This window comes from Aquibacillus halophilus (genome assembly GCF_009649745.1).
Classification (GTDB): Bacteria; Bacillota; Bacilli; order Bacillales; family Amphibacillaceae; genus Aquibacillus; species Aquibacillus halophilus.
In genome coordinates, this window is the sequence record NZ_WJNG01000016.1 from 79,995 (window position 1) to 93,251 (window position 13,257).

At 34.5% G+C, this 13,257-nt stretch carries 13 protein-coding genes; 9 read left to right on the top strand and 4 right to left on the bottom strand.

What is annotated here, in order from left to right; all coding sequences use genetic code 11:
* Positions 1–28 precede the first annotated feature (28 nt).
* Positions 29–985: an MBL fold metallo-hydrolase gene (locus GH741_RS17940; protein WP_153738141.1), complete on the top strand. Its 957-nt coding sequence runs from the start codon at positions 29–31 to the stop codon at positions 983–985.
* A gap of 68 nt (positions 986–1,053) precedes the next feature.
* On the opposite strand, the gene GH741_RS17945 is transcribed toward GH741_RS17940, so the two are convergent.
* On the bottom strand, positions 1,054–1,236 hold the full coding sequence (locus GH741_RS17945) for a helix-turn-helix domain-containing protein (RefSeq protein ID WP_153738142.1): 183 nt from the start codon (positions 1,234–1,236) through the stop codon (positions 1,054–1,056).
* 306 nt (positions 1,237–1,542) lie between these two features.
* Here GH741_RS17945 and GH741_RS17950 point away from each other — a divergent pair, with 306 nt between their 5' ends.
* The 6 genes from GH741_RS17950 (at position 1,543) to GH741_RS21680 (ending at position 7,498) form a co-directional block, all read left to right on the top strand.
* Positions 1,543–3,003 carry a SulP family inorganic anion transporter gene (locus tag GH741_RS17950; protein ID WP_153738143.1) on the top strand — a complete coding sequence of 487 codons (1,461 nt, stop codon included), beginning with the start codon at positions 1,543–1,545 and terminating at the stop codon, positions 3,001–3,003.
* 43 nt (positions 3,004–3,046) lie between these two features.
* Positions 3,047–3,463 (top strand): universal stress protein, encoded by a 417-nt coding sequence (locus GH741_RS17955; RefSeq protein WP_153738144.1) that lies wholly within the window; start codon positions 3,047–3,049, stop codon positions 3,461–3,463.
* Positions 3,464–3,727: 264 nt separating this feature from the next.
* A complete protein-coding gene (locus tag GH741_RS17960) occupies positions 3,728–4,147 on the top strand; it encodes a universal stress protein (RefSeq protein WP_153738145.1) in 420 nt (139 codons plus the stop codon).
* 518 nt (positions 4,148–4,665) lie between these two features.
* A complete protein-coding gene (locus GH741_RS17965) occupies positions 4,666–5,826 on the top strand; it encodes an HD-GYP domain-containing protein (protein WP_153738146.1) in 1,161 nt (386 codons plus the stop codon).
* A 181-nt stretch (positions 5,827–6,007) separates the two neighbouring features.
* The gene (locus tag GH741_RS17970) at positions 6,008–7,183 is read left to right on the top strand and encodes a peptidase (RefSeq protein WP_153738147.1); all 1,176 of its coding nucleotides are present in this window, start codon (positions 6,008–6,010) and stop codon (positions 7,181–7,183) included.
* 144 nt (positions 7,184–7,327) lie between these two features.
* Positions 7,328–7,498, top strand: a complete 171-nt coding sequence (locus GH741_RS21680; protein WP_170287662.1) for a hypothetical protein — start codon at positions 7,328–7,330, stop codon at positions 7,496–7,498.
* Positions 7,499–7,641: 143 nt separating this feature from the next.
* Here the strand turns inward: GH741_RS21680 and GH741_RS17975 are convergent, their stop codons facing one another.
* The 3 genes from GH741_RS17975 to GH741_RS17985 form a co-directional block, all read right to left on the bottom strand.
* The gene (locus GH741_RS17975) at positions 7,642–9,258 is read right to left on the bottom strand and encodes a diguanylate cyclase domain-containing protein (RefSeq protein WP_153738148.1); all 1,617 of its coding nucleotides are present in this window, start codon (positions 9,256–9,258) and stop codon (positions 7,642–7,644) included.
* A gap of 134 nt (positions 9,259–9,392) precedes the next feature.
* A complete protein-coding gene (locus GH741_RS17980) occupies positions 9,393–9,800 on the bottom strand; it encodes a hypothetical protein (RefSeq protein WP_153738149.1) in 408 nt (135 codons plus the stop codon).
* A gap of 223 nt (positions 9,801–10,023) precedes the next feature.
* Positions 10,024–10,992 (bottom strand): sugar phosphate isomerase/epimerase family protein, encoded by a 969-nt coding sequence (locus GH741_RS17985; RefSeq protein ID WP_153738150.1) that lies wholly within the window; start codon positions 10,990–10,992, stop codon positions 10,024–10,026.
* Between the two features lie 205 nt (positions 10,993–11,197).
* Between GH741_RS17985 and GH741_RS17990 the strand changes: the two genes are divergently transcribed.
* Together GH741_RS17990 and GH741_RS17995 are read left to right on the top strand one after the other, a co-directional pair.
* Positions 11,198–12,187, top strand: coding sequence for a LacI family DNA-binding transcriptional regulator (locus tag GH741_RS17990; protein WP_153738151.1), 990 nt, complete (start codon positions 11,198–11,200; stop codon positions 12,185–12,187).
* 116 nt (positions 12,188–12,303) lie between these two features.
* The gene (locus tag GH741_RS17995; protein WP_153738152.1) at positions 12,304–13,251 is read left to right on the top strand and encodes a substrate-binding domain-containing protein; all 948 of its coding nucleotides are present in this window, start codon (positions 12,304–12,306) and stop codon (positions 13,249–13,251) included.
* Positions 13,252–13,257: the final 6 nt, after the last annotated feature.

Here is a 13,257-nt window from a genome sequence, read left to right on the forward strand (position 1 = left end):
AAAACTAAAAGAATTGAGGTGAAACTTTATGCCAAAACCAACAGATTTAGGACGAAGTATTTCGTTAATTGAACTTTACGATTTGGGTATGGAAAAAAGAACTGGCTCTTATATCCTTCATGAAAATGAATTAGCGATCATAGAAACAAGTGCAAGTCCATCTATTCCTTACTTGTTAAAAGGTTTAGATGTCTTGAAAATTGACCTGAAAGAAATCAAGTACATAATCGTTACCCACATACACTTAGATCATGCTGGAGGAGTAGGACTCTTGCTTGAAAAGTGTCCAAACGCAAAAGTGATTGTCCATCCAAAAGGTAAACGTCATCTTGCTAATCCGACAAAGTTAATTCAAGGGGCAAGAGCTGTTTATGGTAATTCCTTTGACAAACTATTTGATCCCATTTTAGCAGTACCAGAAAATCGTTTAATTTCAAAAGAAGATGGAGAAACAATAACAATTGGAGAAAATCGCACCCTAACGTTCTTTGACACACCGGGTCATGCTAAACATCATTTTTCTATTTATGATTCCTATAGTAATGGTATTTTTACAGGCGATACAATCGGAGTGTTCTATCCACAAACAAAAGATTACGGATTTGAATTTGTTTTACCTTCTACTTCACCGAATCAGTTCAATCCCGATGCTATGTTAAAATCATTGGACCGAATTGAACAATTAGGGGTAGATATAATTTATTTTGGTCACTTCGGAAAGTCTGAGAATCCTGAATCTATTTATGAGCAAATCAGATATTGGTTACCTAAATTTGTTGATGCTGGTGAAAAAGTGATTGAAGAATACCCAGATGCTCAGGTAGAGAAAAAGATTGCAGTTATCACAGAACGTTTGCTCCTCGTGGTGTCTACCTTCTTGAGTGATAAAGGGATTGAAGCGAGTAATGAAGTGTACAAGCATATAAAATTAGATATGCAAATATGTTCAATGGGAATCGTGGATTATTTGGAAAAGCAAAAATAGGACTTATCATGGATAATCAAAAGCCCTAAAGAGAACGAGCTCTTTAGGGCTTTTGTGTGTTAATAAAGCTATATTTTTTCACCGTTTTTAAGTCGTTCGATAAACTCGTTTAAATCCTCTTTTTTTACTCTCCAGTGTCTTCCAATTTTGAAGGCTGGAATTTTAGCATCCTGTACCAATTTATATGTTGTCATTTCACTAAGTTGTAAATATTCAGCAACTTGCGAAACTGTCATTATCTCTTTTTCCATTAAGAACGCCCCCAAACTGATAACCTTAGCTAAATCATACCACAATCATATCACTTTAATAAAAAAACAAAAGATAAACTTACTCAATTATACTCAACTATACTCAAATATAACTTATTGTCCATTTTGTGAAATCAAGTACTTTTACGGAGAAAGATAGAGTATTTAAGAGAATGTGCTCAATGATTACGTTTTCTTGTAGTTTTGGTTGTTCAAATTAATATGGTATGATTCGTCTTGTTGAAAACGGAATTAACTTTTGTGAGAGACGAAAGTTACTATACTACAAACAGAAGAGGTGCAAAATTGAATTTACAAACAATAAAACAAGAATGGTTTGGCAACATTAGAGGAGATGTATTGGCAGGAATAGTCGTGGCATTGGCTTTAATTCCTGAAGCAATAGCTTTCTCTATTATAGCTGGTGTAGATCCTATGGTTGGTCTTTATGCTTCATTTTGTATCGCAATTATCATTGCATTTGTTGGCGGAAGACCTGGCATGATATCAGCAGCAACAGGAGCAATGGCTTTATTAATGATTACACTAATTGCTGATCATGGATTGCAGTATTTATTTGCTGCAACGATCCTAACTGGTATCATACAAATTTTATTTGGGGTTTTTAAACTAGCTAGTGTTATGAAGTTCGTTCCAAGATCTGTAATGGTAGGCTTCGTTAATGCGCTTGCTATTTTAATTTTTACATCACAGCTCCAGCATTTTGTCGGTGAAGGTTGGGTAATGTATGCCCTTGTAGGTTTAACTCTTGCTATTATTTATTTATTACCTAGAATTACAAAGGCGATTCCTTCCACATTAGTTGCCATCATTGTAGTAACAGCAATAGCTGTCTTTGGTAACATTGGAATTAGAACGGTTGGTGATTTAGGAAATCTGACTCAACAGCTACCAGTTTTTCTAATCCCATCAATTCCTTTCAATCTCGAAACATTAATAATTATTTTCCCTTATTCATTAGCATTAGCAATTGTTGGTTTGTTGGAATCTTTATTAACAGCTAATATTGTTGATGATATGACAGATACAGAGAGTAATAAAAATAGAGAAAGTCGTGGCCAAGGGATTGCAAACGTAGTTACAGGATTTTTTGGAGGGATGGCAGGCTGTGCAATGATTGGACAGTCAGTTATTAACGTGAAATCGGGCGGAAGAGGCAGACTGTCTTCGCTTGTTGCGGGTTTATTCCTTATGTTTTTGATTATCGTCTTAGGTGGTATAGTAGTTCAAATTCCTATGGCGGCCTTAGCTGGTGTGATGATCATGGTTGCAATAGGTACATTTGATTGGTCGTCGTTAACGAACCTCCATAGGCTACCTAGAACAGATGCAGTAGTTATGGTGGTTACAGTAGTTACTGTTGTAGTAACACACGACTTATCTAAGGGTGTTCTAGCAGGTGTACTACTTAGCGCGATTTTCTTCGCATCTAAGATATCTAAAGTGAAGGTTACTCAAATTGTTGCTTTGGAAGGATCTAAAAAAGTTTACAAGGTTAACGGTCAAATCTTCTTCGCATCTGTAAATGATCTTTTAGACAAGTTTGACTTCAGTGATTCAGTCAAAGAGGTTGAAATTGATTTATCCTACGCGCATTTATGGGATGACTCAGCAATTGGTGCACTAGATAAAATTGAAATGAAGTTTGAACAGAATAATATTCATGTAACGTATTCTGGATTGAATGAGGAAAGTAAGCACTTGAAAAAACAGATTGGTGGATTTTCAAAAGCTTCTGGCCACTAAATGAACTGGATCTTAAAGTAGAACATTATAAGAGGTGAAGCACTTGTTTAAAAAAATCCTATTAGCAACTGACGGATCGGAACATTCGCTCCGTTCAGCTGAACATGCAATAAAGCTTGCTATTCAATTTAATGGAACAGTGGATGTTGTTTATGTAGTAGATGCTAGAACATCAAAATCAGATGTTTTACACTACGTTGACAAATATGAGGTTAAAAGGGAAAGGCAAGAAAAGATAAAGCCAGTTCTCACTCTACTAGAAAGTTCAGAGATTGATTATAAAGTTCAAATCCTACATGGAGAACCAGGACCAAGTATAGTAGATTATGCAAATAAACATGACTTTAATTGTGTTGTTGTAGGGAGTAGAGGTTTAAACAACTTACAAACGATGGTGTTAGGCAGTGTTAGCCATAAATTGGCCAAGAGAGTGAAATGTCCGGTTTTAATTACTAAATAAAAAAAGGAACGATGGATTATTTTTTATCCATCGTTCTTTTTTGTATATAGTTTAGATTAAACTGTTAGATAAAACTTCTACTAGTTAATAGGGAGGACAATTTAGAGTTTTCGTAATTAATAAATTACATATATTTGTTAGATAAACTGGCAGGGTCCTTGTTCCAATGTGTAAAATTCTATTCTTTGTGGAAGAATTGTAGGATGATATATGTTTTTTAAATGGTCTTTATGAATAAGGATTTAATAATTGGGGGTTTATCATATGTATAAAAAAATTATACTAGCAACAGATGGTTCGGAACATTCTAAACGAGCAGCCGAAAACGCTATTCATATCGCCACATGTAGTCCTGAATCAACCATTGATGTTGTTTACGTCGCTGATACAGGTCACGCGAAATCAGATGCGCTCAGTAACTGGAACTCCGTTGATGTCAACGATTCACGCAAAAGAAGAATTAGGGAAGTTGAAGGTAGAGCAAAGGAAGCAGGAGTATCCTATCAAATTAAAATTTTACACGGAGATCCTGGGCCGTCGATAATAGAATATGCAAATAAAAACGCAGCGGATATTTTAATTATTGGTAGTAGGGGACTTAATGGTGTGCAAGAATTTGTTCTTGGAAGTGTAAGCCACAAGGTTGCAAAACGTGCTAACTGTCCGGTACTGATTGTAAAATAATATGAGTTTGAAAAGGCTAAATTCCTTAATTAGATGAGGAGTGTGGCCTTTTTTATTTCCTTACTTAAATTATAAAAAGTTTATTACTGCCCAATGATTTCTATGAAGTAGAGTAATACAATCTGCGAAAAATTACAGCCTTCCATATCTTAATCTTATAATGATGAGTGTAAATTTTGAGAGTTTGTTTTTCAAGAATTTAGTTTGGTTTTGGTATTTCGCTTTTGGTAACTTAAATAACAGGAAACTGATAGTATAACATCATATTTGACAATAATTCTTGAATTTACCATTTACTTTCTGACTGTTTCGACAATTTCCCTTGTTTTTTATAACGAATCTGTGTAGAATTATATTATAAATTATGTTAAAAGAGGAAAATACGGATTTTTATGTTAAAATATGCATATATGTGAGGATTATTACATAATTACTAAATGTTAAACAGTAATAAAACAGAGAAAACAAGTAATCTATTATTATTGTGTAATAAGAATACTAGAAAATAGGAGTTATATATGCAGAAAAGACTTAGAACATCTACCTTATTAAATGAAGAAAAAAGAACAACAATATGGTTTTTATGGTTATTTTATTCGGTTTATCTAATATATGATATTTTCTATAAATACATTTTACCTGAAACCCCTTGGCTTTCAGATCCTGGTCCTGTAAATAATAGTTTGGATTATATAATGTATATTGTAATATTGGCACTTTTACCAATATCTTTTTATTTAATTAAGAATAAAAATCCTTGGTTAATAAAATATATTTATTTTATATCTTTTACATTAATTAATATTTTAAATGAAATTTGGTTCTATTTAGGTAATGAAGTTCCTTATAGTAATGGCAATATAGTTGAAATTGTAATTGTATTATTTTCTCCAATATTTGTAAGTAAAAGGTTTTTTTACTTAGTGTCCCTCGGCACGATAGTAAAGTTTGTGATTGTAGGAATAGTTATTAAAGACTCATTAGTTGTGCTGCCATTACTTATAGTAGTTGTTTTAGCAATGATAGCTTATATTCTACTATTTCGTTTTATTAGTTATGTTATGGCAGTAAGAGACTCCTATGATAAACAGTTGGAAGGTATTGTAAAAGGGATTATTACTACTCTTGAGCTTAAGGATTCATACACTCGAGGTCATAGTGAACGTGTTGCTGAGTACTCGATGACTCTAGCAAAAGCCACTGGGAGCTTTAAAGATAGCCAGTTAAAGTCTTTTTATTACACCTGTTTATTACACGATATCGGAAAAATACAGATTCCCGACTCTATTTTGACGAAACCAGGAAAATTGACTTCCGAGGAATACGAAGTTATTAAAACTCATCCAATTGTAGGGGCAAAAGCAGTTCAAGAAGTCGAGGGGATATCAGAGAATATTGATGTTATTCGTAATCATCATGAACGTTGGGACGGCAAAGGTTATCCAGATGCTTTAAAAGGAGAAGAGACAGCTCTACTGCCAAGGGTTACTGCTATTGCAGATGCATTTGATGCAATGACTTCTTCTAGATCTTACCGAAAAGCATTGGATTTAGATGAGGCCTATAAACAAATTGTAGAAGGAAGCGGGAGTCAGTTCGACCCACACTTGGTAGATATATTCCAAAAAATATATCCAGAGTGGGTTGACTACCATAAACAATATCATAGCCAAGATTAACCTAAATCACTGAATGAAGGAGGTGAAATGCCATGAAAATTCGTAGACTCAATAAAATAAAAGTAACTTGCTGGTGGTGTATATTTTTTGGAGATCGTTAATAATCAATATAAGGATTAGATAGGATGCTAGAAATCTAGCATCCTATTTTTATATAAATTTTAATTCGGTGGTGTAAACTATGAATCTATCCATAAACTCTCAACTTAATTTATATCCTCTAACTATTCGTCAAGACAAAAAGCATTATATTGTCGAAGACTCTCTTTCTGGAGATTTTTTTGAAATGCCTAAAATTTGTATTGATGCTATCAATATGATCAATAACGGGGAGTCCCTGGTAAGTATACAACAGGAGTTAAAATTAAAAAATCCTGATGAGGATGTAGATCTAGTAGAGTTTGCTGAACAGCTACTAGATCTTGGATTGATAAAAGAAATTGATGGTGAAGCAATTCAAGTTACAAAAAAAAATCAGACGCCAACAGGTTTTAAGTGGATTTCACCTCAGGTAGGACGTCTGTTCTTTAATAGGGTGACGATTAAGCTCTATATTGCTATTATCTTTATTAATATTTTTCTTATTGTCTTGAATCCGAAACTCTTACCTGGATATCGGGATATATTTTTATTTGAAGCGATGACGCTTAACATTCTAACTTACATGGGAATTTCATTATTGTTTATTATTATTCATGAATTCGGACATATTTTAGCAGTTCGTGCTCATAATATGCCTGCAAAATTGGAAATAGGACACCGGTTACTGTTTATCGTTTTTGAAACGGATTTAACGACAGCGTGGAAACTTAAGCCAAAACAAAGGAATGTGCTTTATCTTGCTGGGATTTGTTTTGACCAATTAATATTATTTTCTGCACTAAGTCTTAAGTTACTGTACCCTGAAAATTCAATCCTTACTGGTTTCCTAGCAATCGTCATACTAGATCTATTTATTAAATTCATTTATCAATGCTGTTTCTATATGAAAACAGATTTATATTATGTTCTCGAAAATATGACAGGGTGTTATAACTTGATGGAGAACGGCAGAGATTATCTAAGTAACTGGATACCTTTTATGAAAAAGGACTCAACAACGGAGGCATTTGAGGGAGAAGGAAGTGTCATTCGTATTTACAGTCTGTTCTATATCTTAGGTTTACTGTTTACTTTTTGTTTGTTTGGATTTTATTTCGTACCACAGGCATTTTATGCTTATGCACAAACATTACCTGAATTACTGCATCCTGGTGGGAACCCATACTTTTGGGACGCAGTTGTTTTTCTTGGACAATCGATTCTAATGGTAGGTTTATTACTTTATTCTTGGATCAAAAATCGTATGGAAGCATAACTAAAAATTTTTTTTTAACAGCTCATCCCTTGTTGAAGCAGGGGATGGGCTGTATTTTTAATTCGCTTTGAAATGAATAAATAATTAGAATAATTAATTTGTTACTGGAGAATATAAGCTTAACTTAACGAGGGAGGTTTTCGAATGTATGTAGATATGACTATGGAAGAGGTAATGGAGGGAATTCGCAGATTAGAGAAGTTAGAAGATAATTTAAGCAAGAAAAAAGTAAAAAAGTCACATCCTCAATTAATGAAAAATGCCCTTTATTACTTTTCTGATTGGGAAAAAGCAAAGGATAAAAGTATATCCTAAATAATGAATCAATATGTGTCTTTTAACTCCTCTATATAGAGGAGATTTTTTTGTTCTGAAAAAGAAAAGTATCTTGGATTTTCGATTATGATTCCATTACCGAAAAAGACATTGGGAGTAGAAAATCCCAATGCCGTAAACTTCTATCTATAATAGGAAATTTGATTTTTTCCCTTCGCTTTTGAATTATATAACGCCATGTCTGCATACCGAATTACTTGATACAAGCTGTTATCATCGATTGGCCAAAATGCTACTCCTATGCTACATCCAATTTGTAAGGTATTTCCCTCTATGGTTATCGGTTGGTTAATTGACTCAATTATTCGCTGTCCAATCTTGTCAACTTCATTGGAGCTACTTTGTTTTGTTATATCTAGAATGATCACAAATTCATCTCCACCCATTCGACATAAGAATTCACTATTTCTTATATTAGCCTTTAGTCTAGAAGCTATTTCTTTTAGAAGTTTATCGCCATGATGATGACCGAACTGATCATTAACCTTTTTAAATTGATCCAAATCTAAAAATAAAAAGGCGTACTTATTATCATTTGAAGAATCAAGTTTTTTGAGAAATTCCTCTAAAGCAAACCTGTTAGGAAGCCCAGTTAAATTATCATGTTGTGCTTTTTGCTCCATTTTCCCTAGATCTGACTCTGTTTTTGTTAGTGCAAAAATTAATTCCCTTAGAGAAATGGCGAGAGTTTTTATGTCCCGTATCCCTTCTTTTACTGGGATTTCAACTTTTTCATTATTTCTTAATTTTTCTGCAGTTACGGCTAATTGTCTCAGAGGTCTTGAAATAATCGTAGCGATACACCAACCTAATAACCCAAATAGAATGGACGATATTAATCCAATTGTTATTACTTTGTTTCTTAAGTTGTTAACACTACTGAAAGCCACTTGTTCCGGCTGACGTACAAGAATTGTCCAATTTAGCCCAGGATAGTTTAAAAATCCATTTGCTAATGCATAACCTGTCAAGTATTGATTACCATCTGGCCATTCTTCCAATGACCAATAATTTTCTCCGGTCTGTGCTTGTGTAATCGCTCTTAATTGCAATTGTTGACCTATCATATCTTGAGGACCTAAAAGAACAGTGTTGTCTTTTTTACTGATGATAAACATATCTAGATTCTTTTCATTCTTTTGAAGTGGTTGAATAACAGCTTTTCTTACTTCAGATGCCCATGCCCAGCTTAAATGAGCAGCTAGGACACCGGCGAACTCATTGTCTTCATCAAAAACAGGAGAACTAATATCGACAAATTGCAAAAGCTCTCCATTGGGATTAGGGAGTAATTCTGCTAGTAGGACTGCCTCATGGACATCCCCAACAAATGTTTGTTGTTTAGCTTCTTTAAATACTGGTCGTTTAGAGATATCACTTCCAACTAGAATATTGTCTGTTGCTGCTTGTACATTACCAGAAGCATCGGTAAATCCAATCCAAGAGAACGATGGGAAATTTGACTTTAGTCCATCTAACAAATTTTGAATTTCCTCTTGGTTATTTGGTTGTTTAAGGGTTTGTAATTGTGTCAAAATTTTTATTTCACCATAACGAGTCCACATAAAGGAATCAAGTTGATCAGCCATCTGATAGGCTTTCTCTGTAAGTGAATCGCTAATTTGTTTTTCAACACTTTCACTAGACTCTTTGGTTACAACAAAACTGACTATAGCTGTGAAAATAATCACGAAAGCAGAAAAAATTAAAACAAAGTAAGTGCGCAGGCTTAATGACATAGTTTATCTCCTAGACATTTAGTTGTAAAAAGTATTCTTGTAGTTACAAGAATACCAGAAAGATGTCAGTTTTTGTAGAATACACAATAAATACCGGGCACCATTTAGAAAATATAATGGAATCCCGGTATTAATTACCCTTTATAGGTATTGGTGGCACTTATTTTATCATTGCTACTCCTGTTATCTTTTGATACAGGAATCTTGGTATTGGTTGTTTTACTATTAAGGTTTGAATCTAGTGTTTCATTTGTTTTTTTACTATTTTTTCCGTTATTTAGCTTTTCAATATTATTTAACATTTTCAAAGGTTTAACTTGGCTATAGACACCGCTTGCTGTTAAACCAATAATTAGAGCAGTAAGAACCTTGTTAAGAAGAAAGCTTGGTATAAATACTAATACGAACGCAATTCCTATCGCTAAGAGAGAACGATAACGTGTCTGGAGCTTAAATGCATTACCAAGAACAGTTACCAAGGCTGCCACAATAGCTGATATAGTAGCTAAATGGGCAGGATCTAATTGATTAACGTCAATCATTTGTCACGCTCCTTTGCCCTAGGGGCGTTATAATTCTACCAGTTAAAGTGTCACTAATATCAGAATATGATTTGGACAAAGGATGTGGAATATCTAGACAAGCCTCTTTAGCTAGAAAAATAAAAATTCCGCATTTGAAAACATCAATAGTAAAGCCCACCTAAAATGAAAGTGGGCTTTGAAATTTAAATTTATTTGTAATTAGTATGCTTACTAAAAAAAGTTAAGCCCACCACATATCGCCAACAGACTCTTTGACCATCACTGGTTTTAGGTTTTCAACAGCTTTAGTAAAACCCTCATCAGTCGACATTAAGCCGTCCTCATGTTCGATACTAACAACATAATCATAGTCATATAGACGTAAAGCACTAATCATATCTGCCCATACCTTTGTGTCATGGCCAAATCCTACTGTACGGAAATACCAGGCACGGTCTTTCATATTGGTATAAGGTGTCATATCAGTTAAACCATTCCGGTTCATATTTGGTTGATCAATGATTGTATCTTTGGCATGGAAATGATGAATTGCATTTTCACGACCCAAAATTTTTATCGACTCTACAGGGTCAATTCCTTGCCACCACATGTGGCTTGGATCCAAGTTTGCTCCTATCACAGGACCACATGCTTCTCTTAAACGAAGTAGGTTCGCAGGTGTGTGGACGGAGAATCCGCCGTGTAATTCAAGACCAATTTTCACATTATGCTTTTCAGCGAAAGCAGCTTTTTCTTTCCAATAAGGAATTATCTTTTCTTCCCACTGCCACTTTAGTATGTCTTGGAAGTCATTTGGCCAAGGTGCGACTGGCCAGTTTGGATATTTTGCATCTTCATGATCACCAGGGCAACCAGAAAATGTATTCACTACTGGAATACCAAGTTTACTTGCTAGCCGAACCGTTTTCTCATATAAAGCATCTGCTTCCTCAGATATTTGTTTTTGTGGATGAAGAGGATTTGAATGACAACTTAATGCACTAATAATCAAACCTCGGTTCGAAATTTTTTCCATAAATTCTTTCTGCTTGGTTTCATCTTCTAGTAACTCATCCACTTTGCAATGAGCATCTCCTGGATAACCACCTGTGCCTAGCTCAATAGCTTCAATTCCTTTTGAAACAACATGATCTAACATATCTTCTAAATTTTTATCTGAAAATAAAACAGTAAAAACACCTAACTTCATAACTATTCCTCCCTATGTAATGGAAACGCTTTATGTAATCCGTTACATTTTATTATAAACGTAAAAATAACCATAATCAAACAATAAAACGCTTTCATTATGATTTTTTTAAAATAAATTAGTAGTTGACAAACAAAACAGATAATTTTATAATCGTATTTGTAATCGATTACAAAAAATAAAAAGATTGAAAGTAGGAAGCATCATGGCAAATATTCAACATGTAGCTAAACAAGCTGGTGTTTCCGTTGCGACGGTTTCCAGAGTATTAAATAACATTACAACCGTATCACCAAAGACTAGACTTAAAGTTGAAAGCGCCATCAAGGATCTTAACTATGAACCTAGTATGCTTGGAAGAAATCTTAGAAATTCTGAAAGTCGACTTTTACTAGTACTCATCCCAAGTATATCCAATCCCTTTTATACTGAGATCATAAATGGAATTGAAAATACTGCGATTGCTAACAATTACAATATTCTTCTTTGTGAGACAGATTCGAATCCACAACGAGAAAATATTTACTTTAATATGATAAAAAATAAATTAGCTGATGGTGTTATTTCAATGGATCCGGCTGTAAATATGCAAAAACTAAACGAGTTAGCTGAGCAATATCCTATTATTCAATGTAGTGAGTATGAAGAAGGTGGTTCTATTCCATATGTAACCATTGATAACGAGTTAGCCGCCTATCGTGCCGTGAAGCATTTAATTAAATTGGGAAATAAAAGAATTGCGTTAATTAATTCTGATGAAAAGTTCTTATATGCTCGTCAACGTCGAAATGGGTATGAAAGAGCATTAAAAGAATTTGATCTCCCTATCAGGGAAGAATGGATATGCAACACCAATCAATTAGACTTTGAAAATGGGATTCAAGCAATGAGAAAACTGCTTCAGCAACCGGAGAAACCATCTGCTGTATTTGCTGTATCGGATACTCTGGCTATTGGAGCTTTGAAAGAAATTAATGCAAGTCAATTAAAAGTCCCAGATGACATTGCGTTAATAGGTTTTGATAAAATAAGTTTTTCCAACATGACCAATCCAACGCTTACTACTGTTTCTCAACCGATGTATAAAATGGGTTCTACAGCGGCTAATATGCTGATAGGCAGTATTAAGGGTAACAAGGTGGAAAGTATTATTTTAGATCATGAATTGGTTATTCGCGAGTCAACAATGGGTTAGTATCTATGAGACTAGCGAACCGGCATTAAATATGTTTTAATGCCGGTCAGTTAGCCTCGTATGAAACGTTCGAAGTGTAATGTGTCATTAAAATAACAAAGGGGAGAGGTTTTAGTATGAAACGTTTTTTGTCTTTACTTTTAGTTGTGTTAACTATTGGAATTGTAGGTTGTTCAAGTAGTTCAGGTGCCGATGATGAAGTAGTACTTGGTCTAGCTTTACCATCAGCTACTCATGGTTGGATGGGGGCACTAATCCAGAACGCAGAAGATCAAGCAAAAGCACTTGTTGAAGATGGTACGATCGACGCTTATGAATTTACAACAGCTGATAACCCGGCTGACCAAACAAGTAATGTGGAGGATTTAATTGCTCAAGGGGTAGATGCGATTGTTATGTTACCAATCGAGTCAGAAGCATTATCACCAGTTGCAGCAACGGTGAAAGATGCAGGCATACCACTAGTGATTGTCGATCGTGAACTTACTAATGATGCAGCAACTGTTATTGTAAAAGGCGATAACACAGGTATTGGTATTAATGCAGGTGAATACTTTGTCGAGCAATTAGGTGGAAGTGGAAAAGTTGTTGAAATCGCAGGACCATCAAGCTCTGTTACGAATCAACGTAGCGAGGGATTTCGCCAGTCAATTGAAGGTTCTGATATTGAAATTATAGCTTCTCAAAATGGTGAATTCTCTACAGAAACATCATTGCAAGTAATGGAAAATGTACTTACAGCACAATCTGAAATTGATGCCGTTTACACACAAGATGATGGAATGGCGTTAGGTGTAATTCAAGCAATTAAAGAAGCAAACCGTACAGACATTCAGTTTGTTACTGGAGCTGGAGGAGCTAAGGAAGTTTACGAAATTATTCAAGAGGACGGTTTAGTTAAAGCAACATTCCTATACTCTCCTTTAATGGTTAAAGATGCTGTAGTAATTGGTGCTGATCTTGCCAATGGTGAAGAGGCTGAAAGTGCTGAAGTTGTTATTCCAGCTACTCAAATAAGTGAGGATAATGTTGAAGAACATTATGATGCAGAGGCGAATTTTTAAGAGTTA

Excerpts from the sequence above, each read along its gene's own strand:
- GH741_RS17940 (WP_153738141.1), top strand. The coding sequence starts at position 29 with ATGCCAAAACCAACAGATTTAGGACGAAGTATTTCGTTAATTGAACTT.
- GH741_RS17945 (WP_153738142.1), bottom strand. The coding sequence starts at position 1,236 with ATGGAAAAAGAGATAATGACAGTTTCGCAAGTTGCTGAATATTTACAA.
- GH741_RS17960 (WP_153738145.1), top strand. The coding sequence starts at position 3,728 with ATGTATAAAAAAATTATACTAGCAACAGATGGTTCGGAACATTCTAAA.
- GH741_RS17965 (WP_153738146.1), top strand. The coding sequence starts at position 4,666 with ATGCAGAAAAGACTTAGAACATCTACCTTATTAAATGAAGAAAAAAGA.
- GH741_RS17970 (WP_153738147.1), top strand. The coding sequence starts at position 6,008 with ATGAATCTATCCATAAACTCTCAACTTAATTTATATCCTCTAACTATT.
- GH741_RS21680 (WP_170287662.1), top strand. The coding sequence starts at position 7,328 with ATGTATGTAGATATGACTATGGAAGAGGTAATGGAGGGAATTCGCAGA.
- GH741_RS17975 (WP_153738148.1), bottom strand. The coding sequence starts at position 9,258 with ATGTCATTAAGCCTGCGCACTTACTTTGTTTTAATTTTTTCTGCTTTC.
- GH741_RS17980 (WP_153738149.1), bottom strand. The coding sequence starts at position 9,800 with ATGATTGACGTTAATCAATTAGATCCTGCCCATTTAGCTACTATATCA.
- GH741_RS17985 (WP_153738150.1), bottom strand. The coding sequence starts at position 10,992 with ATGAAGTTAGGTGTTTTTACTGTTTTATTTTCAGATAAAAATTTAGAA.
- GH741_RS17990 (WP_153738151.1), top strand. The coding sequence starts at position 11,198 with ATGGCAAATATTCAACATGTAGCTAAACAAGCTGGTGTTTCCGTTGCG.
- GH741_RS17995 (WP_153738152.1), top strand. The coding sequence starts at position 12,304 with ATGAAACGTTTTTTGTCTTTACTTTTAGTTGTGTTAACTATTGGAATT.